A 22,034-nucleotide genomic window follows, 5' to 3' on the forward strand; every position below is an offset into this window, starting at 1 on the left:
CCGCTCTTGGCGGCCGCCGGGACAATGATTAGCGCCGATCATATGGGGTATGAGCAACTCGCCCGACCGGTATGGAACGCGCTGACGACGCGTTGGGCGCGAATCGCGGAGGGTGACGCGCGCGCTTGGCGAATTGATCGCGATTATGGCGTGTTCGGTGCGGCCGCCGATCGTTCACCCGAAAGCCTTGCTGCGCTTGCCGCCCTGGTGCCCGAACAAGGCGAATTGTGGATGGTCGAGCGCGAGGACTGGCCCGCGCCGCCCGGCACGCGCTTCGTACGGCAAGCCGAATGCGTGCAAATGATCTGCGAGGGACTGGCAGCGAGAAAGCCGCCGGCGTTCGAGATCGTCGACCTCAAGGAGGACGATGCGTCTGCCATGTATGATCTCGCGATGCTGACCCAACCGGGTCCCTATGCCGCGCATACCAATCGGCTCGGCGACTTCATCGGCGTGAAGCAGCATGGCGCGCTGATCGCAATGGCGGGCGAGCGGATGAAGATGCCCGGTCTCAGCGAGGTCAGCGGCGTATGCACGCATCCCGACCATCGCGGCCGCGGCTATGCCGGCGCGCTGATGCGCGTGGTTGCGGAGCGCATGCTGGCGCGAGGCGAGACACCGTGGCTGCACGCCTATGCCAGTAATGCGGGCGCAATCGCGCTCTATGAGACCCTGGGCTTCCGCCTTCACGGCACGGTGACCGCGAGCACGCTTGTCCGCGCTTAGGGTCGCGGGTGCGCCGCGCTAGCAAATGGTGCTGCGGAAGAACCTGACCTCGCTGATGTCGCGATTGACGAATGCGTGGGGCACCGCGCTGTCGAACAGATGGCTGCCGGGTTCGATCCGTTTCGCCTCGCCTGCATATTCCAGGGTCAAGCATCCCGAAACCACCACCAGCAGGACGTGCCAGCCCGGGGGGTCGGCGCCCGCATCGTAGCGATCGCCGGGAGCCAGCCGCCATTCCCAGGTCTCGACCTCCCGCCGGGCCTCGACGCTGGACAACAGGATACCCTGGCCGCCGTGCCGTCCGGCCCAGCCCGGTTTGTTGAGGATCTGCGAGCGGGGCAAAGCGGGATCGCTGACGAGTTCCGCCAGCGTGACGTTCAACGCGGCGCCGATTCGGTCGAGCGTCGCCGTGCTGACGCTGGTCGAGCCGCTTTCAACGCCGCCGATCATCCGTGGGCTGACTCCGGACGCCCGCGCCAGCGCCAATTGACTCATGCCCGCCGCGACACGCCGCGCGCGCACATTCTCGGCGACGTGCTGAAGGAATGAAGGGAGCGGTTGACTCGGCAATATTTTGCTGACCTATATGGCAATATATTGCCGATTATCAGGAAATCACGATCCATGCGAGCCTTTGCCCGCCGCGCCGCACGCGGCCTCGCGTTATGGAGTGCGATAGCCTTATGCGTGTCGGCGCTTCCGGCCGGTGGGCAAGCGCAACCGGCCGGCGAGTCATCGGGCCAATTGACGTCGGCGCAGGCGCGCGAGGATTTCGATCTGGTGATCGCAGCAGTCGAAGCCGGGCTGCCGAACATCTATTGGCATCAATCGGCCGAGCATTGGCGTACGGCGAAGGCGCGGGCGAGCGCGGCGCTGGCCCAGGTTCGCGACGATTGGAGCCTCTACCGCCTTCTCATTCCCCTGATGAGCGGGATCGGCGAAGGGCATCTGAGTTTCCAGCCGAGCGAGGCAATGCTTCTTGCCGGCAGGAATTCGCGTCGCTTTCCGCTCGATCTGCACTGGAATACCGAGGGCGTGTTCGTCGTCGCAGGCCATGGCGATGCCGCCGATATCGCCCGTGGTACGCGGCTGCTGTCGATCGATGGCGAAGGGTTCGATACGCTCGTGCGCGAGATCATGATCGCCTACGGTACCGACGGCTCGATCCCGACCCAGGCGATGCGCGCTGCCGGGGGTGCCGGCTATGCGAGTTTTCGGTACCGGCTGCGCGGTGAAGAACCGGTCTTTCACCTGCGCCTGCGGGTCGCCGATGGATCGACGGTCGAGCGCGACGTCCATCCGATCCCTTATAGCGGTCGCCCGGCTCTTCCCGAAACGACCACGTCGACCCTAGCGACGCTCGAATGGGTCAATCCCGTGACCGCCTATCTTTCGGTGCCGACCTTCAGCAACAAGAGATATCGCGCCGCGGGAGCGAAGTTTCCGGATACGATCAAGGCGCGGTTCACCGAAATCGCGCGCGGCGGGGCGAGGAACCTGATCCTCGATCTGCGCGAGAATGGCGGCGGATCGGAGCCGAATGAGAGTATACTCTTTTCCTATCTGACGTCACGGCTGCTGCACAAATATGCTGCGGTGGAAGCGCGCGGTAGCGCGGTGTCGATCACGAGCAATTCCGGGAAGCACTTCGAGACGACGGTGTTCGACGACGAGGAATTGCGTGGACAGCGCAGGATCAACGGCGGTCGGTTGTTGCGGCTGAACAAGGCACCGGAGGGCCTGATGTCGCGCTGGGCCGTGTTCGCACCGGTCTTTCACGGTCGATTGGTGGTCCTGGCCGGTGGCAGGACCTTCTCGGGCGGCGCCGAGCTCGCGTCGATGCTCTGGCACACCCATCGCGGCGTTTTCGTCGGCGAGGAAGTGGGTGGCAGCGATCAGGGCAATACCAGCGGCTATAGCTGGAACGTCGTGCTGCCCAATTCGGGGTTGCGCTTGTCGGTTCCGCTCCTGCAATTTCGGCTCAACTGGCGTCCGATGCAGGCCGATCGCGGGGTGTTTCCCCAATGCGATGTGCCGCCGGAGGTGATGGAGATCGGCAACCGCAAGGACAAGGCATGGCGCGTCGCGCTGACCCTGCTCGACCAGAATTGGGTGAAGCCAGCAAACGCGGTTTGCCCCCGATAGCGGCAGTCATGCCGGCAGGGTCGGGCAGGCGCGGCGTGCTCAGTGCAACGCGCCCTCCAGGTGCCGCAGCTTGTCCGGATTGCGCATCACGTAGATCGCCTTGATGCGGCCGTTCTCGATCAGTAGCGCGGTGGTCTGGAGTACGCCATCGGCCTCGCGGGTGACGAAGCCAGGCAGGCCGTTGATCCAGGCGAAGCGGATCAGCTCGCCGAAACGGCCCTGGAGCAGGCGCTGGATCGCTGCATAGGTGCGCGTGACCTCTTCCGAGCCGAGCATGATGCGCGCCGCGGCGGGCCGCTTGCCGCCGCCATCCGAATAAAGGCTCACATCGTCCGCCAGCATAGCGCCCAGGACGCCGATCTCGCCGCGCGTCGCCGCGAAAAAGGCCTGGGCGATCTCCAGGCCATGTTCGCGCTCGACCGGGAAGCGGGGCTTTTCCGCCCGGACATGCTCGCGGGCCCTGCTGGCGAGCTGACGGCAGGCCGCTGCGTCGCGGCCGAGGCTTTCGGCGACGTCGTCGAAACTCTCGCCGAACACGTCGTGGAGCAGGAAGGCCGCGCGTTCGAGCGGCGACAGCCGTTCGAGCGCGAGCATGAGGGGGAGAGTGACATCCTCCACTTCCTCGGCCTCTACCACCGGTTCGGGCAGCCAGGGGCCGATATATTCCTCGCGCCGCACCCGCGCCGACTTGAGCTGGTCCAAGCATAGCCGCGTGACCACGCGGCGCAGGAACGCCTCGGGCACGCGGACCGCGTCACGGTCGGTGTCGGCCCAGCGCAGCCAAGCATCCTGCACCACATCCTCGGCATCGGCGACCGAGCCGAGCATGCGGTAGGCGACGCGCATCAGCCGAGGCCGAAGCGCGTCGAATTGGGCAGCGGCGTCGCTCACGCCTTCCATCCGAGGCTCGGCTCGAACAGGTGGAAAGCGACCGCCAGGCGGTTCCAGCCATTGATCACGTTGATCATCATCGTGAGCTTGATCTGCTCCTCCTTGCTGAATTGCGCATCGAGCGCGGCATAGACATCGTCCGGGGCGCCCTTGTCCGCGATCAGCGTCAGCGCCTCGGTCCAACCCAGCGCCGCGCGCTCGCGGTCGGTATAGCACGGCGCCTCGCGCCATGCCGAGGTCAGATAGATGCGCTGTTCGGTCTCGCCGGCCTGGCGCGCCTCGAACGTGTGCATGTTGATGCAATTGGCACAGCCGTTGATCTGCGACGAGCGGATCTTGACCAGTTCGAGCAGCGGCTTTTCGAGGCCGCTTTCAGCGACGGCGTTCGAGTAAGCGAGGAACGCCTGCGTGATTTCGGGGGCGGCGGTCCAGGCATTGAGGCGGGGAGTCTTCATGATTGGGTCCTTTTCATCAGGGTTGCGCAGACCTGACGAGACAGCGTGGGCCGATGTGACATGGGCCGAAGGTTTTTTTCGGCTCACTGATTTTTCGACCGCCATTTAACCACTTGGGAGTGATCCGCGTGGCAAGCATCGTCCCATGCGCTTCGCCGAACTCCTGTTCACATATTTACCGGCCGCGACGCCCTGGCTTTTCTCCTTCGCGTTGATGACCGCGCTTGAATTGCTGTTGCCGCGCGACCGCCATTCGCTGCGCGGCCGTCTGCCGGGGATTCTGTTCTGGGCGATCTGGCTGCCGGTGATGGCGGCAACCTATACGGCGTTCCGCGCGATATGGCATTGGCTGGGGTTGGAGCCGATCCTGATCCTGCCGCTCGAATTCCGCTGGGCCGGACCGTTCGCCATGATCCTGGCACCGGTCGCCGGCGCGGCGGTCTATGACTTCTTCTTCTACTGGTGCCACCGCGCCCAGCATCGATGGTTCTGGCGCTATCACGCAGTCCATCATTCGATGCGCGAGATGAACGCGGTCAACGCCTATCACCATATTACCGAGCCGTTCTTCCAGGCCGTGCTCCTGCTGTTGCCGGCCAGCTTGTTCGGCAGCGACACGGGATATCTGGCGCCGGCGATGGCGGTGCTACTACACCTCCATTCCTCGTTCATCCACTCGCCGACCAGCGTCCATCTCGGGCCGCTCCGGGTGTTTTTCTGCGACAACCGCTTTCATCGCATCCACCATTCGCTCGAGGAGCGTCATTTTGATCGCAACTTCGGGGCATTCACGACCCTGTGGGATCGCCTGTTCGGCACCGCGCATTTTCCCGCGGCGGACGAATGGCCCGATGTAGGACTTGCCGAGATCGACCAGCCGCGCGACGTGATCGCCTGGGCGACCTTGCCCTATCGCCTTGGCCGGCAGGACGATCCGGCGCGCGCAACGACCGCTCCGGCGAACATATAAAGAAATCTTTATATCGAGATTGCAATCGGGCCGCCGGTTAGGTAGGGGAGCCGCATCAACCGACTTTTCCGGAGATTTTTGACGTGGCCACCGTGCTCGACCGTACGACCGATTATGTCGTCAAGGACCTTTCCCTCGCCGATTTCGGCCGTGCGGAGATCAACATCGCCGAGACCGAGATGCCGGGCCTGATGGCGCTGCGTCAGGAGTTCGGCGCGTCGCAGCCCCTCAAGGGTGCGCGCATCACCGGCTCGCTGCACATGACGATTCAGACCGCGGTGCTGATCGAGACGCTCACCGCGCTGGGCGCGAAGGTGCGCTGGGCGACCTGCAACATCTATTCGACCCAGGACCATGCCGCCGCCGCGATCGCCGCGTCGGGCGTGCCGGTGTTCGCGATCAAGGGCGAGAGCCTGGCCGAATATTGGGACTATGTCGGCTCGATCTTCGATTGGGGTGACGAGACCTGCAACATGATCCTCGACGATGGCGGTGACGCGACGATGTTCGCTTTGTGGGGCGCCAAGCTCGAGGCCGGCCAGTCGTTCGCCGAGCCCGAGAATGAGGAAGAGATCGAGATGCAGCGCGCGGTGAAGGAATTCATCAAGCGCAAGCCCGGCTACCTCACCGAGACGGTCAAGAACATCAAGGGCGTGTCGGAAGAAACCACCACCGGCGTCCATCGCCTCTACGCGATCGCCAAGAAGGGCGAGCTGCCGTTCCCGGCGATCAACGTCAACGACAGCGTGACCAAGTCGAAGTTTGACAACCTCTATGGCTGCAAGGAATCGCTGGTCGACGCGATCCGCCGCGGCACCGACGTGATGCTCGCCGGCAAGGTCGCCTGCGTCGCCGGCTTCGGTGACGTCGGCAAGGGTTCGGCGGCGTCGCTGCGCAACGGCGGCGCCCGCGTGCTGGTGACCGAGGTCGATCCGATCTGCGCGCTGCAGGCGGCGATGGAAGGCTATGAAGTGGTGACGATGGAGGAAGCGGTGACCCGCGCCGACATCTTCTGCACCGCGACCGGCAATGCCGATGTGATCACTGCCGATCACATGAAGGGCATGAAGAACATGGCGATCGTCTGCAACATCGGCCATTTCGACAGCGAGATTCAGATTTCGGCGCTGTCCAACTACAAGTGGACCGAAGTGAAGCCGCAGGTCGACCTGGTCGAGTTCCCCGACGGCAAGCAGATCATCATCCTGTCGAAGGGCCGCCTGGTCAACCTCGGCAATGCGACTGGCCACCCGTCGTTCGTGATGTCGTCGTCATTCACCAACCAGACGCTGGCGCAGATCGAACTGTTCACCAAGGCCGGCGAATATAAGAACGACGTCTTCGTCCTGCCGAAGCACCTCGACGAGAAGGTCGCCGAACTCCACCTCGAAAAGCTGGGCGTGAAGCTGACCAAGCTCACCCAGAAGCAGGCCGATTATATCGGCGTGCCGGTCGAGGGCCCGTTCAAGCCGGATCATTATCGCTATTGAGCGCTCTTCCAAGCGAATAGGCGAGGGGCCGCGGAGCGATCCGCGGCCCTTTTCGTATCAAGCGGCGAGGTCGCCCAGCGTATCGCGCAGTGGGCCGAGCCATTCGGCATAAGGCTCCCACACACCCAGACCGTCGCGGTTGAGCGGGCGACGGACCTGCTCGCTCGATGGCGTGCGTACGACTCGTTCGTTCCTGTGAAAGTCGAGAATCGTCGGGTCCCAGGGCAGACCGAGAGAGTCGAGTGCCGCGCGCAATTCGGGCTCGGGATCGGCGATCAGCCGCTCGTAATCGACGTGGTGCACAAGGCTCGGCGCCACCGCGTCGAGGTGCCGCATCATCCGGATATAGTCGATATAGCAGCGCCCGATATCGGTGAGCGCGAATGACGAGGCGTGCGCGTTCGAGAAGGATTGGGTGAAGTTGGAAAAGCAACAATCCATGGCGGGCCGTCGGATATCGAGAAAGCGCGCCTGAGGAAGAATTCGCTTAACGAACAGGATGTTGCTCCAATTGTGCGGCAGTTTGTCGAGGAAGAATCGCGTGCCCGCGCGCCGGTGCAGCGCCGCGCGCGCGAGATAGTCTCGGCCCATTGCCGCCGCTGTCGCGCCATCGAGTTGCGCGATGAGTTGCGGTACGGTGACGCGCCCACGCCGCGTCGCCAGCTCCATCGCAGTCCGCAGCAGGGCAGGGACATAGGGCAGCTCTCCGACCGGCTCGATCTCCGCATGGCTGCCCATCATCTGTTCGAGCAGGGTCGAACCCGACCGCGGCAGGCTGACGATGAATACCGGCACGATATCGGCATCGGGTGCCTCACCGAGTTTTGCGACGAAGTGCGTATCGACCAGTTGGGCGATTTCGTCGATTTCGGCGGTCAGTTCGCTGGCGTCATAGCCGATCCATTCGGCGCGTTCGGCGTTGCCCTGCGCATAATGGCGGAACGCCTCGGCGTAGAGGCCCCGATCATGAAGCGCGCGGCCGAGTGCGAAATGCAGCGGAGCGCTGTTCCGAACATCGACCGCGTCCGCGGCGCCACGCTGCATCGTCGCGACGTCGTCGTCGGTAAGCACTCGGCTCTTGATGCTGGCCAGCGCCCACCAGGCTTCACCGCACTCATAGTCGTCGGCCAGCGGCGTTCGATAAGCCGTGATCGCTTCGGGAACGCGGCCGGCGGCGCGTAGCGCGTGGCCATACTGGATCCAGAAACGAGTCTTGTCGGGATAGTCGCGCGTCAGCTGCTCGTAGATCGTGATCGATTCGGTGTTACGGCCGAGTTTGTCGAGTATCGCCGCTCGCAGCGCGCGGATTTCGGGATCGGTCGTTTCGCGCTCGAGCTGGGCGAACATCGCATCGGATTCGGCGATGCGCTCCTGCTGATTGACGACCAGCGCGAGGAGACGACGCGTGCCGAAATCGTCGCCGCCGCGCGTGATTGCCTGGCGCAGGAAGTGCTCGGCCTGACCGAGCGCGCCCAGCGCGTTGGCGATCTCGCCCAGCATCGTCAGACCGCGCGGTTCGCCCGGATGCTGCCGCAGATGCGTCATCACGCATTCCGCGGCCTGGTCGAACCGAGCACCGCTCATCAGCCTGCGGGCCTGCGCCAGCTGCGGGAAGCCGGAAATCGTGGAGCGAAGCCCGGTCATGTCACGCATAGCCCAGCAGCGCACGCAGACCGGGCGCGTGATAATCGACCAGCGCGCGATGGCGCGGTCCAAGCGTGTCAGGCAGTTCGCGCGCAATGCCTGTCAGGTTCTCGCGCGCGGTTCCGCTCTGGCGGCGGTCGGCACCAACCCGTACGCGCTCGCGCCAGTCGTCTGGCCGGTCGATCGCGCAAGCAGCGAGCAGATCGGCGAAGAACGTCTCCGATGCCGCTGAATCGAGGTCGGTGAGGGCCGCAGACAAATCCTCCAGCCTGACCGGCCAGACGCGCGCGCCGAGCCAAGCAGCGGCATTGAGCTCGTAGGTATCGTTGAGCGAGGGCTCGCGGCCCGGCAGGCCGAAGATCATCATCGTCAGCAGCTCGTCGAGGCTGAGTGACTCCGACTTCAAATGGTCGACATTGCCGACGAATTGCTCGGACAAGAAGAATCGCGCCCGGGCGATCACCCAGTCATAGGGATCGCGGTAGAGCAGGATGCGGCGTGCTGCCGCGGTTTCTATCAGCGAGGCGTCGGCGAGGAACAGATGTCCCCAGCTCAGCATCGGCTTGGCGGGGTCGAAAGCGGCCCGATGCTGCTGCAGGGTCGGCCATTGGACGAAGTCGCGATTCCATTGCTGGTCGACAGGGACGAACATGCGCAAAATATTGCGCAGCAGGTGACTGCCGCTCTTGGGTATGCTGTTGAGGAATACCGGACTGCGCAAGCGAGCCTGCGCGAAACGGCCATTCTCAGCGTCGAGCGTGTCAGCCAGGACGAACACATTGGGCATCACGCTATCCTAGAAGCGACGGCGGGCAGAGACAAACCGGGCGGCATGTCGCCACGCCGCCCAGCCAGTTTCCGGTGTCGGATCAGAACTTCGTCGAAACGTTCACGAAGCCCTTACGACCGACGAAGCTGTATTGCGACGCAGCCACTACCGGACCGAGCATCGAAATCTCGCCGCCGTTCAGCACTGACACGCGCGGTGGACGCTTGTCGAAGATGTTGCTGAGACCGAGCGTGATCGAGAACTTGCCATCGGCGATATCCTGCGTGATCGACATGTTGTGGTAGAACACCGCCGAGGTGGTGAGCACTGGGCAATAGGTGCCCCGTATCGATGAATTGATGCACCGCTGGCCGCCATTGTCCCGCAGGAAGTCCTTCAAATTGGACGTGCCACCGATCACGTTGATTCCGTAGAACAGGCTGAGGCTCTTATTGGGTTGCCAGTTGAAGCGGAAATCGCCCACCCAACGTGGCGACCCCGCCTCGCCATTGTCTGATTCAATCGGAGAACTTGACAATAACTGTTTGTTGTCAATGAACTGCCACGTCATGTCGGCGGTGAAGTTGAACGTGCCCAGCTTGCCCAGATCCTGACGCGCGTTGAAGGTGACGTCGAGGCCGCTATTGTGCTGGCTGGCCACGTTGATGAATTTGTCCTCGACCGTCGAGATGGTCAGCGGCGCGCTGGGAATGCCGCCGCGTTGGAAGAGGCTGCACAGTGGGTCGGTGGGGAAGGTTAGCGAATTGTAGCAGCCCCGGACGATGGTCGACGCCCCGAGTTGGGAGATCTCGCCCTTCACCTTGATGTCGAAATAGTCGACCGCGAGGCTCAATCGCGTGCTTTCCCCGAAGAACGAGAATTTGGGTGTCAAAATCCCGCCGAAGACCATTGCCTTGGAGGTTTCGGAGACGAGGTCGCCAATACCGCCCTGTGCGATCGCGGTCGCCGTGATACTGCCGCCCGGATAGTTGGTCGGGATGCCATCGGCCACGCAATTGTTGTAAGTACGCTGGTTGATGAGACCCGCCGCCAGATTGGCGGCGATCTGGATGCAGGGATCGATGGCACGCTGGCTTGGGAAGCTGGTTTCATTCGCGAGGAACTGCTCGAACAGCGCCGGCGCACGGAACGAGGTGCCATAGCTGCCGCGGAAACGGAGCCAGTCGGTCAATGCCCAGTTGGCGCCCAGCTTGTAGGTGAAATTACCATTGTCGCTAAACGATTTGCCATCGGATGCTCGCACAGATTTGACATTGGTGACGCGCCCTGCGAGCGAAAAAGTCAGCTCCTTGATGAGCGTGACGTCCTTCAGCAGCGGCACGTTGAGTTCGCCGAACGCCTCGTAAGTTTCCTGGCGGCCCTTGGTGATGCCCGAAGTAGACGCCCCCCATGCATTACCCGCGAGGGTGATCGCGCCCGGTACGTCGTTGATCTTGTCCTGGCGTCCGGTGACGCCGAAAGCGATGCCGAGCGGGCCGCCCGGTAGCTTGAACAATTCGCCCGACACCGACGCTTCGCCACTCAACTGGGTATAGGTCGTCTTGCCTTCCTCCCAGGAGAACAGGAAGTCGATCTGCTGTTGCGTCATCTGGCCGGCGAGGAAGTTGGGATCGGTCCACGGTAAGTCGATGCATTGCTTCTTCGAGATCGGCGTGATCATGCCGACGCACGAGCCCAGCGAACCGAAGCCCTGCTGCGTGCTGATGTCGTAGACATCTTGCAGGATCTGCTGTGTGCGGTAGCGCCCGACGCTCTTGCTATACTGGCCGTAAGCTTCGTAATGCCATTTGCCGCCGGCACCGAAATCGCCGCGCAAGCCGCCGACGGCACGCCAGTAATCGACCTTCTGGCTGCTGTCGGCCTGGTTGGTGATGCCGGTCGGGCTCAGCAGGTTGACGCCGGTCCAGCCGGGAGCCCAGAAATTGTAGGTGGTGCCAGTCCCGTAAAGGTCGCCGGTAAAGCCGAAACTCCAGAACTGGCGCCAGCCGTTCTGGTAGGTTTTGCGCCGGTTGGCAAGGAATTCGCCGAACAACTCGACCGAGTCCGAGAATTTGTACGCGCCCTCCGCATAGACCGTGTAGAGATCGGTCTTCGGGATGATCGTCTGTTCCTCGACGAACGGGTGATAGGCGTTCTGCGGCGCCAGCGAGGCGGTGTTGTAGCCCGTCGGGTACCAGCCGGGGGGCGTACCAAGGTCGCCAGAATATGCCGGGGCACCATAGGCTGGGATGCCGAGATTCTCGCCGGGATATTGATATTGCAGCAGTACCGTTTCGCCGTTGGGCGAGGTATCGAGGCCGGTGTTCGGACCGCCCGGCCCGTCGAGCTGCATATTGCCGATCAGGTTGTACGTCCAAACATGGCCCCAGCGCAGGTCCTCGCACTTGTACTTGCCGGTGCGCGGATCGATCAGATCGGCGCGGCCGCCGCCATTGGGCTTGAATGTGTACGCTTCGGGGCAGGCGAGGTAACTGCGGTCGCCGCGCCTGAGTTCGTTGGTGTGCTGATAGTCGGCCGCGATCATGAAATGGGCCTTGTTGCCCCAACTTTTTCCCCAGATCGCATTGATGCGATATTCCTCGCCACCGCCGTCGAACGGCTTCGAGACATTACCGTCGAGCTGGAGGCCGTTGGTATCGGTCTTGGTGATGATATTGACCACGCCCGCGACGGCGTCCGAGCCGTAAACCGACGACGCGCCCGTCTTGAGCACTTCGATACTGGAGACGATCGATTGCGGTAGAACGTTCAGGTCGAACGCCGATACCGCTCCGCGTGTACCCGCCGGACCGGCGCGCCGTCCGTTCAGCAACACGAGAGTGCGATTGGCACCGAGCCCGCGCAAGTCGATGGTCTGCGCACCCGGGCCGCCCGCGGTAACGAAATTGGAGGACAAGGCCGACGTAATCTGCGTCGAGCCGGCCGCGATCGGCGAACTCTGCAGCATATTGGCGACATCAAATTTGCCCTCGCGCATGGCGACCTGCGGGCTGATCACCGTGACCGGGTCAGGGCTGTTGAAAGGGGTGACCGTCTTGATGCGCGATCCCGTGACGATAATTTCGTTGGTGCCGTCTTTATCCTTCTGCGCGTCGGCGAGTGGGTCCTTTAAGGTATCCGGAGCCGTTGCACTGATCGACTGATCGTCGGGCGGGGTTGTTTGACCCCAAGCAGCCGACGCTTGGAACAACGCTATGAACGCGACAGAACACAGCGCGCTGGACGCGCGCAGAGACGTTTTTCGCATCGAGGCCCCCTTTTTTTGACCTATTTATGCGAGTGAGACTGCATTGCTGCGCTGCGGCGATCAAGTCCCTAAATTAACGCTACATGAATACATGGTTCATTCAGAAAATATTAGCCGAATTCAGGTGCTAAAGCCCGAAATCGACAAAAATTGTCACGCCGGTGCAGTCAAGCGTTGCCCGCAAGCAACAGCGTCCCAGGAAAGTGGGAGAGGAGCTTGGAAACCGATCAAGCTCGGCCCGAAGCACGTCGATATATTGGCGTGTCGGTCGAGGGGCCGAACGAGCTGGATCATTATCGGTATTGATCCCGCCTGGCAGGATCGACGGACAGGGCTGGCTTTGTCGGCCCTTTTTCGTTCGCGCTTCAGCCGGCCAGCGCAGCCTTCAGATCGTCGAGCCACGGCTCATAGTGGCGCCAGAGATCGAACGCGTCGCGGCTGATTGGCTTGCGGACCTGTTCCGAGCTTGCCGTACGGACTGGCCGCGCATTTTCATGGGGGCGCAAACACGCTTCCTCGAACGGCAAGTCGAGATAGTTGAGCAGGGCACGGATTTCCCGCTCGGGATCGGCCGCCAGCGATTCGTGCTGAACGCGATGTACCAGGCCGGGCAGGATCCTGTCGAAATGGTCCATCGCCCGGATGTAATCGCGATAATAGCTTCCGAGATCCTGCATCGAATAAGCGAAGGTTTGCCCGCGCGAGAAATGCTGACGGAAGTTCGAGAAGCAGCAAGCCATCGCATCGCGCCGCGCGTCGATGATTTTCGCGTTGGGCAGGATCAGATGGATCAGGCCGAGGTAGCGCCAGTTATTGGGCAGCTTGTCGACGAAGAACGGCCGGGAAGTCTTTCGTTTGGAAGCCGAATTCGCGATGTAGCGCTCGCCGAGCTCGCGCAGGTTGGTTGGCGTGAGGCGCTTTATGACGGCCGGGTAGGCTGCCGCACGGTTCTGCCAGTCCTTGGCGACCAACGATTGGACGATGAGCGGGATATCGGGCAGTTCCGACGTGCCCTCGATCTGCGAATGGCTCGCCAGGATCTGTTCGACCAGCGTGGAGCCGGCGCGGGGCATGCCGATGACGAAGATCGGGTCGGGCAGGGGGCAGCCCATTCCGCCATGTTCGGCGAAGAATGCGCGATCGAACAAGGCAATCGAGGCGTCGACCTCATCGGAAATCGCATCGCGATCATGCGGCTCCTGCTCGAGCCGAAGCCGGTTGCCATCGGCATAATGGCGGAACGAGGCTTCCCATTCCTTGCGGTCCTCGAACGCCTTGCCCAGGGCAAAATGCAGATAGAGTTGCTTGGTCGGCGCGGTGGCGCGCCTCAGCGCGGTCTCCATCTTCGAAAGGTCATCCGCCTCGACCTTGTTGGCCTTCAATTCGGCCAGCGACCACCAGGCCTCGGCGAGCTCGGGCTCGAGCGCCGTGGCACGACGATAGGCAGCGACCGAGTCAGATTGCCGGCCGATCGTTTTCAGGAGGTGGCCGTACCAAAGCCAGACTTCCGGATGGTCGCCGACTGTGTCGAGGAGACCGGCATAGGTCTGTGCCGCCTCGTCATAGCTTCCGGTCTGGGCCAGGATATCGGCCTTGGATGCCGCCGCGCCGACATGCCCGGGATTGTCGGCGATGACGTGGTCGAGCGATGCCAGCGCTTCGTCCAAGCGGCCCTGGGAGAAGAAGACCAGCGCCAGGCTGACGCGCGCGTCGGGATAGTCCGGTGCCACCGACGCAGCGTGCGTCAACAGTCGCTCCGCTTCCGGAAAGATACCCAGGGCGGACGCGATCTCGGCCAGCATCATCGTGGCGACGACGTCGTCGGGCGACCGCGACAATTGCGCTCGCAACAGACGCTCCGCGGAAGCGAGGTCGTTCCCGGCGATCGCGATGCGGGCAGAACGGATGTCGGGCAATCGCAGCGTCGCGTTGATCGCCGCCAGATCGGCCTTGGCGGCCCTCTCTCTTTGACCAAGCTTTCGCAACGCTTGCCCGAGCAAGCGCAGCGCGTCGGGCTGGCCCGGGGTGACTTCAAGGATTGCTGTCGCCTGTTCGGCGGCGCCGACGGGATTGCGATCAAGCAGCCGCATCCCGTTTTCGAGCGCGGCCCGAAGAGAGCCGATATCCTCAGGCATGGCCGAGCGATGCCAGCAAAGTCCGCAATCCGCTACAAAAAAGGGGCCGGGAAAGTCCCGGCCCCTCCACTATTCGATAGAAGCGATGATCAGAACTTGGCGATGACGCCGGCGTAGAAGAAGCGACCGACATTGTCATAAATCGCGCTGCCGAAACCGGCGCCCGTCGTTCCGAGCGGCGGCTGCGTATTCAACAGGTTATCGACGCCGATATAGAAATTGTATTTCTTGGTGACGTCTACCTGAAGGCGCACGTTATGATAGTATTGAGCCGGGTAGTATGTGATATTCGAATAATCCGTCTCTTGCGGCGCTTGCCCATTGACGCTGTGCAGGGCATCCCAGGGCGCGACCGTCATCTTGCCGACATAGCGCAGCTTGTAGCCCAGCGTGACCGGCCCCTTGTTGACGTCCAGATTCCAGCTGAACTCGTCGAACGGGAAGCCCAACGTACCCAATTGCTGCGTTCTGAACGTGGGATCAGTCGCGTCCAGATAAGTGTCGTTCCGGAAATTGTGGGTATAGATCAACCGGGTCGACACACCTGCGATATTGGCGAACTGATGCTGGTAGTTCAGCTCGACGTCGATGCCACGCACACGCAGCTTCGCGTAGTTCAGCGGTATGACGTGGAGGCTGTTCTCCAGGATCTGACCAGGCTCTTCGCCGGCCGGTCCAGTAGTACCCGGCGCGCCGTTGTAGCGCTGGAACAGACCGCAATATTGGTTGTTGATGCTCGACTGCGAATAGCAAGCGTCGAGCACGGCCTGGGCGTCCAGGGTGGCGATCGAATTGTTGACGTTGATGTCGAACCAGTCGACCGTCAACGACAAGCCAGGCACCCAATGCGGGGTGATGACGGTACCGATCGTGTACGAGTCGGAGGTCTCGACCTTCAGGTTGACGTTACCGCCAGACTGATAGCCCAGCGAGTTGATATACTGGTGGTTGAACGTCGCGGGAATCCCTGCCGCGGCGCAGTTGGTTGCGATCTGCGTACCCGGATTAGCCGCATAATTGGCGCACGGATCGGTGACCAGTTCATAGTTCTGGCCGAACGGTGTGTAGAGATCGACCAGAGTCGGCGCCCGCACCGCGCGCGAGTAATTGGCGCGCAGACGGATGTCGCGGGTCGGCGCCCATTCGAGATTGCCGTTATAGGCCCAGACCGAACCGGCATCGCCCTTGTAATCGGCGAACCGGACCGCGCCGCTCAGCGTCAGTTCGTGGAAGAACGGCTTGTCCTTGATGATCGGCAGGCGGAGCTCGCCGAATATTTCCTTCACCTCGAACGCCGGCGCGCTGAAATCCGGGATCGCGTTATAGAAGGTCAGGCCAGCCTTGGTGAAATCATCCTCATGGTATGACGCGGTTTCCCGCCGATATTCCGCACCGATCGCGATCCCGATTGGGCCGCCCGGCAGGTTGAGGAAATTGCGGGTGTCGCCGCTCAGGAAGGCATTGGCGACGAACTGGGTGATGCGGCCGTTGGCGACCGAGTTTTGCAACAGATAGTTGCGTGCCGCGTCGCTGACATTGCCGACGCCGAACAGATTGACCGGCTGGCACGCCGCGACATCGGCGGCCAGCTGGCTGGCGGCAAAGCCCGGATTGGCGGCATTTTCATAAGCGATGCGCGCCGCCGGATCGACCGTCGCGCGGCAGACGATATTGCCGTTCGCGACACCGGTCGTGTACTTGCCCTGGTCGACGGGATCGATCGCCAGCAGGAAGCGCTGCAGATTGACGTTGCCGAGTATCTCGTTCTTCTCGTCGAACTGGCCGTAATTGCCCGAGAGCTCGTAGGACCAGCCGTCACCCAGTTCGCCGCGGATACCTGCGACGATGCGATAGGTTTCGCGCCGCAGCCTTTCCTGGCGGTTGGTCAGGCTGGTGGCATTCTCGTCGAAATAGAAGGGCTGGTGAGCGTCGTTGGCCACGCCATAGTAGTTCGTCAGGAAGCCGCGAGCCTGCGAACTGAGGTAGGGATTGTCGGTGTAGAAAACCTCGCGCGGGGAGCCTGTCACGCCGCCGTTGAAGAAGAACGGACCGCTGGCGCTGCCGAGAACGTCGGTCCGGACATATTTGGCTTCGATGAACGGCACGAACGCCGGCGAGATTTCGAAATGGCCGATCAGATTGGCGCTGTAGCGATCCTGGTTCGGCATCAGGCCGAGCTGTGTTCCGTCGCGGAAATTGTCGCCGTTACCGCCGATGAAGCTGCCGTACGGCGCGATTCCGACACGTTGACCGGTGACCGGGCTCAGCGAGCCATCGGGTTGGAAGCCGTACGAGCAATAATAGCCACCGCAATTGTTCCCGAGAAATAGACCGCCATTTGAATAGGTCGCGCTACGAATGTTGTTGTAGAAGATGCGATTGGGTTTTCCGTCATTGACGACGTTATCGACCGTAACGAAGCCGCTGGAAATGCTGTAGTTATTACGGTCGCTAGCGTAGAAAGCTCCCTGATGCGCATATTCAAGATCGACCGCGATGTTGCCGCGCCCACCGGCGAAGTTCTTGCCGGCCAATAGACTCGCGAAATAGGACGGCGCATCGCCATATTGGCTGGTGCCGCCCTGCGAACGGAATTGAAGGCCATCGTAATGGTCCTTCAACACGAAGTTCACGACGCCGGCGACCGCGTCGGAACCATAGACCGCCGAGTCGCCGCCGGTGACGACGTCGACGCGTTCGATGAGATCGGCGGGAATCGTGTTGATGTCAGGTGACGAGGCTTCGTTCAGGATGTCGCCGGCGACGTGGCGGCGACCGTTTACGAGAACCAGCGTACGCTGCGTGCCGAGGCCGCGAAGGTCGAGCAGGCTCAACCCTGACGTTCCGAGGAAGCGAGTCGAGTTCGATTGGCTGAATGTGCTGGTCAGCGCAGGCAGTTCGTTGAGCACGTCGCCAACAGAGGTCGTACCCGTCTTGAAGAACTCTTCGCCCGAAATGCTGGTAACCGGAACCGGCGAATCCAGATTGGGCCGTCGAATGCGCGAGCCCGTAACGACGATCTCGCCCGATTGATCGGGAGCCGTCGAACCCGTCGCGGTCGGAGGGCACGGCGCTTCCGGCGTCGGCGTGCTGCCGTCCGGGCATGCTTTTTGACCATCTGTAGCCGCCGTCTGCGCCGAAGCCTGACCGGCATACAGCAAACCAAACGCGAAGACGGCGGAGGTGAGTGCCGTCGACGCGCGAAGACCATTGATGCGCATATAAGCCCCTTTTTGCCCTTTATGACAGGCGTCTTGCCACAAAAAATATGGGATTCAAGAGTAGGGGGAGTTGAGTATCGTCAAAGTGACGAACTGTTTCAAATTGGCCACACTAATCATGCGCGTTACAATTTACGACAGACTGATACAATTTGCGACAGACTGTTACAATTTGTTACAATTTGAGATAGAACCTCTGATGATCTACAAAAGTGCGTAACATTACGTTTAAGTAACGGTAAGAATCTGCCATCTATTCTTACGGATATTGCTCATCAACTGAGTGATCAGGTGGTATATTTGTCGCAGGTCATCCGCGTCGCGCCCGTCCCCGGATTGAAAATCTGGCTGAAGTCGCGCCGGTCGCGGACGATGAACGACGCGACATAATGGATGCGCGCCGGGCTGGTCAGCCAGTTGCCGAACAATGGCTTGGTCAGGTAGTTGACTTCGACGAACATCACGCCCGATCCGCCCGGCGCATCGACCTGGGCGCTGGCGTCGCCCATGCCGGTGGAGGTGGTCCCAGCATTGGTCAGGGTGGCGGTGGTGCCCGCGGCCGTGGTGGTCGTGCCGTAGGTCGAATCGTAGCCGGTGCCGCTCTTGGCGCCCAGACATCGTTGCCAGTGGATGCGCTGGACGGCAGCGGTGTCGTAACTCTGCTGGACGTTTTCCAGGCTCGACAGGATGATGCGGCCATTGGTCGTCAGATTGATGCCATTGCCCTGATAGCGGGCGGCGGCGAAGATGTCGTTGACGTCGACCTCGCGCAGCTGCTGCGAGGTAAGCCCGCTATAGGTGCCGACGCGCGACGCATTGTCCGCCAGCGCCAGCGCGATCTGGCTGATGCGCAGGTTGATCAGCGCCAGATTGGCGGTCTCGAGGCCGTAGCAACCGACGCCGAGGACCAGTGGCATCGCCATGGCGAATTCGATCATCGCGACGCCGCTGCGGTCGCGCATCAGGCGGCGATACAGACGGTGGGCGACGGCGCGCGGACGGGCAAGGATCATGTGCACACCGTGACGTTGGCGGTGGTAGTCTGGGTTGCGTAGGGTTGGTTCTTGAGCAACGTAGTCGCGCTCACCGTCTGGGTAGTCGGCCAGCCGAACAAGCCTGCGACCGGGAACAAGCGGGGATAGGTCGCGGTCATGGTATAGACCGTCACCGCGCTGGCGCCGCCCTGTCCGGCCGCGCCGGGATCCTGGTCCCACGTTCCGTTGCCGTTTTCGTCGGTGAAGCATTCCCCTGGATCGCGGACGCCGTTGCCATTAGTGTCGGTGAACGGCTCGGGCGCTACCTCGGAGAAGCTGTCATAGCTCTTGCGCGTCGAGGTGAACGTCGCGCCGGGCGCGATCTTCTTGACCATCGTCTGCACCTTGGCGTCGATCGTCGAGGTGCTGGCCGCGCCTCCTTCGATGCCCGAATCGCGCGCCGCCTTCTGCAACTCGCCGTTCAGGATCGACTGGGTGTAGACCTGATAGAGCATGTCGCCCAAGCCCATCAGTATGAGCAGCATGAGGGGCGTCAGCAGTGCGAATTCGACGAGCACGGCGCCGCGCCGATCGTCCCGCAGACCTGGGATGAACCGCGCGCGCATCAGTGCGTCAGCCGGAGCATGGCGAGATGTTGGGCGATGTTCGCGAAGGCGGCGGACAGACCGGTGCCGCTGGTCGTCGCGAGCGCTTGCGCAGAGGTCGTGGCACAGCTCTGCATCTGGCTCGTCGCGCTGGGCTGGATCGACACCGTCCAGACGTCGATGTTCCGCGCCTTCGCCGCCGAGCAGGCGGCCAAAAACCGCGCATTGTGATAGGCAGTGATGTTGCTGTAGTCGCCGCCGGTTACGCGCTTGTCGAAATACTCGACGCCGTACATGCTGTAAGTGTCCGTGGTCGGCGCCATGAAACCGTCGGTCAGCAGGACGATGACACGGTTGGGCGGCAAGGCGCCGGGACCGGATCCCCAGGGCGCGGTATCCGCCTTGAACAGGCCGGTCGGCGAGATCATCCGCACGCCCCAGATCATGCCGGTATCGTGATAGGTGCCGCCGATTGGCTTGAAATCGGCCGCGTAGAGGTAATTGTAGACGTCGGTACGCTGCCAGGTCGTCAGTCGCCGAACCGGCTTGCCGCACGACAGATAGCCCCATTTGATCATCTGCGCGCTGCCGTAGTTCGGCGCGTTGTTGCTGTCGTCACCGTTGCTGGTGCCGTTGCCGGTGCCGCCATAGTTGTTACGGCCATATTCGACGTCACCCCATTGCGGCGCCCAGCGCGTAGCGTCGCTGTTAGGCACGAAATCGGGGTCGATATCCTTGGGCAGGCTGGCGGTATTGAATACTGTCTGGCCCGCCGAGGTCGAATCGATCCGTTCCTCGAGACAACCCGCCCATTTTGTGGTCGACGAGTCGACCTTGGTCGGGTCGTCGATCGTGTTGCCCGCGACATACTGGCTAACGTCCCACGGGTAGCGCGAATAGGTATATTGCGGGCCCAGCGTCTTGGTCGTGACCACGCATCTCAAGGTGCCGGAGTTCCACGCATAGCTGACCTGCGTTGCCGTTCCGGAGGTCGTATAGGTCAGCGCCGTTGCCGGCGATCGTGTCGTCGTCTGGGCGTTGCACGTCGCCTGGTTCATCGAGTTGTTCGCGGTCGCCGTGCTGATCGTGTAATCGTTCGTGACCTTGCGAGACTGATAATTGTAATTCGTCGCCGCGCCGCTGCCACCGAGGACATAGGTCGGATCGAGCGACATCACGGCCTTGCCCGAATTGACCGCCGACGTGTAGGTCACGAAGCCATAACGGACGTGGGTCGACGGGTCGGCATTCGCCGCGAAGGTATCGTAGAAGCTCAGCACGGCCTGGCGCAGTGCCTCGATGCGCGAACCGCTCTTCTCCGGCACGGAGTAACCGGTCGATCCCGAATAGCCCGCGGTTGAATAGGTCGTGTCGGTCGGCCGGGTGTACGTGCTATTGCCGGCCGAGCCGACATAGCTGTTGCAGGTAGAGTCGCTGTCGCTTGGCGCACAGGCCATCGAGCCGGTCGTGTCGAGCACGAACAGCACGTCGGTATCGGCCACGTCGTAGCGCGCCGTGCAGGTGACCTGGACGGTGGTGTCGGGCGCCGCGAACATCTTCATCACGGTCATCGGGACGACGGCGCTCGCGGTAGCGGAGACCTGACTGTCGCTGGTCTTGGTGGGGACGAATGTGACCGTATTGGTCTTCATCCAGCCCGGGGTGAAATTGTTGTTGAAAAAGGTCGTCGCCTGGGTCGCCGCATTGCTGTCGAGAGTCGTCCCTGACGACTGGATCATGAACTTGCGCCCGGCGAGCACACCGGCGTCGCAGGCCTGTTGCAGACGGACCTTGACGACGTAAAGTCGCGCCATGTCGACACCCGAACCAGCCAAAGCCGCGAGGGGGATGAGCGCGATCGCCATCATGGCGAGCGTGTTACCACGCACATCGCGGCGTAACCGTCCCAGGAAGGTGCGCGCGTCCCCCCGCTTTGCGCCGAATGGTCCGAACATCTGCCCCGATCTGCCCGATATGATCCTACGAACATGCCTCATGCATCTAGAAGGGCTAACCGGCTCTCAATCGGTATGGTTAATGTTACGGTGACGATGGTTACCGATCCCTGGCTTGACCTCGCGCTGAGCTACGCTCCGGGCAGGTCGCGCGGGGCGCTGGACGCGCTGTTCGCGCTCGATGCTGCACTGGGCAATGTGTTGCGCACGACCCGCGAGCCGTTGGTCGGGCAGATGCGGCTCGCCTGGTGGCGCGAGGCGTTGCAGGGGCTCGACGCGTCCGACGCGCCCGCCGAACCCGTGTTGCAGTCCCTGACTGGCGTGGTCCTGCCGCTGGGGATTACCGGGCGCGCGCTCAGTGAGATGGTGGAGGCGTGGGAGCCTTTGCTCGGCGATATCCGTACCCAGTCGATCGACGATCACGCGCGCCTGCGCGGCGGCGCGCTGTTCACGATAGCCGGGATGGCGGTCGGCGCGGCCCCGGAAGACCCGGTTGGAGACGCGGGCGAGGGTTGGGCGCTGGCCGATCTTGCCGCCAATCTCAGCGACGCGGCGCTGGCGAGCCAGGCGCGAGAGCGTGCCGGCACCATGCTCACTCAAGCCCGCCGGTCGCGTTGGAGCAGGAACGGGCGGGCGCTGGGTGCGCTGGCGCTGATCGCGGACCGGCGGTTGGGCGGACCGATCCCGCCGACCTTCGTCCTTCGGCTCGCGCGATTCCGGCTGACTGGCAGATAGCACCATGATGGAGGGATTCGGTTTTCTCCGTCTTTCGTGCGCGCTAGCGTG

Annotated in this window: 16 protein-coding genes; 5 read left to right on the forward strand and 11 right to left on the reverse strand. The window is 62.4% G+C overall.

Going from position 1 to position 22,034, the window contains the following annotated elements; translation table 11 throughout:
* Window positions 1-24 precede the first annotated feature (24 nt).
* The gene (locus AC1DRD_RS07000; protein WP_478040841.1) at window positions 25-726 is read left to right on the forward strand and encodes a GNAT family N-acetyltransferase; all 702 of its coding nucleotides are present in this window, start codon (window positions 25-27) and stop codon (window positions 724-726) included.
* Between the two features lie 18 nt (window positions 727-744).
* Here the strand turns inward: AC1DRD_RS07000 and AC1DRD_RS07005 are convergent, their stop codons facing one another.
* Entirely contained in the window at window positions 745-1,248 is a 504-nt protein-coding gene (locus AC1DRD_RS07005) for a helix-turn-helix domain-containing protein (RefSeq protein WP_478030028.1), read from the reverse strand.
* A 165-nt stretch (window positions 1,249-1,413) separates the two neighbouring features.
* Here AC1DRD_RS07005 and AC1DRD_RS07010 point away from each other — a divergent pair, with 165 nt between their 5' ends.
* Window positions 1,414-2,871 carry a S41 family peptidase gene (locus AC1DRD_RS07010; RefSeq protein ID WP_478030029.1) on the forward strand — a complete coding sequence of 486 codons (1,458 nt, stop codon included), beginning with the start codon at window positions 1,414-1,416 and terminating at the stop codon, window positions 2,869-2,871.
* A gap of 39 nt (window positions 2,872-2,910) precedes the next feature.
* Here AC1DRD_RS07010 and AC1DRD_RS07015 read toward each other — a convergent pair whose 3' ends face one another.
* Both AC1DRD_RS07015 and AC1DRD_RS07020 read right to left on the reverse strand, forming a co-directional pair.
* Window positions 2,911-3,771, reverse strand: a complete 861-nt coding sequence (locus AC1DRD_RS07015; protein WP_478030030.1) for a sigma-70 family RNA polymerase sigma factor — start codon at window positions 3,769-3,771, stop codon at window positions 2,911-2,913.
* Window positions 3,759-4,217 carry a carboxymuconolactone decarboxylase family protein gene (locus AC1DRD_RS07020; protein ID WP_478040842.1) on the reverse strand — a complete coding sequence of 153 codons (459 nt, stop codon included), beginning with the start codon at window positions 4,215-4,217 and terminating at the stop codon, window positions 3,759-3,761. Before AC1DRD_RS07020 ends, AC1DRD_RS07015 begins: the two co-directional genes overlap by 13 nt.
* A 145-nt stretch (window positions 4,218-4,362) precedes the next feature.
* On the opposite strand from AC1DRD_RS07020, the gene AC1DRD_RS07025 reads away from it, so the two are divergent.
* Together AC1DRD_RS07025 and ahcY are read left to right on the forward strand one after the other, a co-directional pair.
* Window positions 4,363-5,187 carry a sterol desaturase family protein gene (locus AC1DRD_RS07025; RefSeq protein ID WP_478030031.1) on the forward strand — a complete coding sequence of 275 codons (825 nt, stop codon included), beginning with the start codon at window positions 4,363-4,365 and terminating at the stop codon, window positions 5,185-5,187.
* 83 nt (window positions 5,188-5,270) lie between these two features.
* Window positions 5,271-6,677 carry an adenosylhomocysteinase gene (gene ahcY, locus AC1DRD_RS07030; RefSeq protein WP_478040843.1) on the forward strand — a complete coding sequence of 469 codons (1,407 nt, stop codon included), beginning with the start codon at window positions 5,271-5,273 and terminating at the stop codon, window positions 6,675-6,677.
* A gap of 57 nt (window positions 6,678-6,734) precedes the next feature.
* Here ahcY and AC1DRD_RS07035 read toward each other — a convergent pair whose 3' ends face one another.
* From AC1DRD_RS07035 to AC1DRD_RS07070, 8 genes are all read right to left on the reverse strand, one after another.
* Window positions 6,735-8,321: a sulfotransferase family protein gene (locus AC1DRD_RS07035; RefSeq protein ID WP_478040844.1), complete on the reverse strand. Its 1,587-nt coding sequence runs from the start codon at window positions 8,319-8,321 to the stop codon at window positions 6,735-6,737.
* A 1-nt stretch (window position 8,322) separates the two neighbouring features.
* Window positions 8,323-9,108 (reverse strand): hypothetical protein, encoded by a 786-nt coding sequence (locus AC1DRD_RS07040; RefSeq protein WP_478030035.1) that lies wholly within the window; start codon window positions 9,106-9,108, stop codon window positions 8,323-8,325.
* 82 nt (window positions 9,109-9,190) lie between these two features.
* Window positions 9,191-12,358, reverse strand: coding sequence for a TonB-dependent receptor plug domain-containing protein (locus AC1DRD_RS07045; RefSeq protein WP_478030036.1), 3,168 nt, complete (start codon window positions 12,356-12,358; stop codon window positions 9,191-9,193).
* 365 nt (window positions 12,359-12,723) lie between these two features.
* The gene (locus AC1DRD_RS07050; protein ID WP_478040845.1) at window positions 12,724-14,448 is read right to left on the reverse strand and encodes a tetratricopeptide repeat-containing sulfotransferase family protein; all 1,725 of its coding nucleotides are present in this window, start codon (window positions 14,446-14,448) and stop codon (window positions 12,724-12,726) included.
* Window positions 14,449-14,582: 134 nt separating this feature from the next.
* Window positions 14,583-17,714 carry a TonB-dependent receptor domain-containing protein gene (locus AC1DRD_RS07055; protein WP_478030038.1) on the reverse strand — a complete coding sequence of 1,044 codons (3,132 nt, stop codon included), beginning with the start codon at window positions 17,712-17,714 and terminating at the stop codon, window positions 14,583-14,585.
* 287 nt (window positions 17,715-18,001) lie between these two features.
* The gene (locus AC1DRD_RS07060; RefSeq protein ID WP_478030039.1) at window positions 18,002-18,727 is read right to left on the reverse strand and encodes a TadE/TadG family type IV pilus assembly protein; all 726 of its coding nucleotides are present in this window, start codon (window positions 18,725-18,727) and stop codon (window positions 18,002-18,004) included.
* Window positions 18,724-19,266, reverse strand: a complete 543-nt coding sequence (locus AC1DRD_RS07065; RefSeq protein WP_478040846.1) for a TadE/TadG family type IV pilus assembly protein — start codon at window positions 19,264-19,266, stop codon at window positions 18,724-18,726. Before AC1DRD_RS07065 ends, AC1DRD_RS07060 begins: the two co-directional genes overlap by 4 nt.
* Window positions 19,267-19,313: 47 nt before the next feature.
* Window positions 19,314-21,248, reverse strand: coding sequence for a TadE/TadG family type IV pilus assembly protein (locus tag AC1DRD_RS07070; RefSeq protein WP_478040847.1), 1,935 nt, complete (start codon window positions 21,246-21,248; stop codon window positions 19,314-19,316).
* A gap of 96 nt (window positions 21,249-21,344) precedes the next feature.
* Between AC1DRD_RS07070 and AC1DRD_RS07075 the strand changes: the two genes are divergently transcribed.
* On the forward strand, window positions 21,345-21,983 hold the full coding sequence (locus tag AC1DRD_RS07075; RefSeq protein WP_478041205.1) for a squalene/phytoene synthase family protein: 639 nt from the start codon (window positions 21,345-21,347) through the stop codon (window positions 21,981-21,983).
* Window positions 21,984-22,034 lie beyond the last annotated feature (51 nt).

Source organism: Sphingomonas sp. P4_G2 (genome assembly GCF_056401155.1).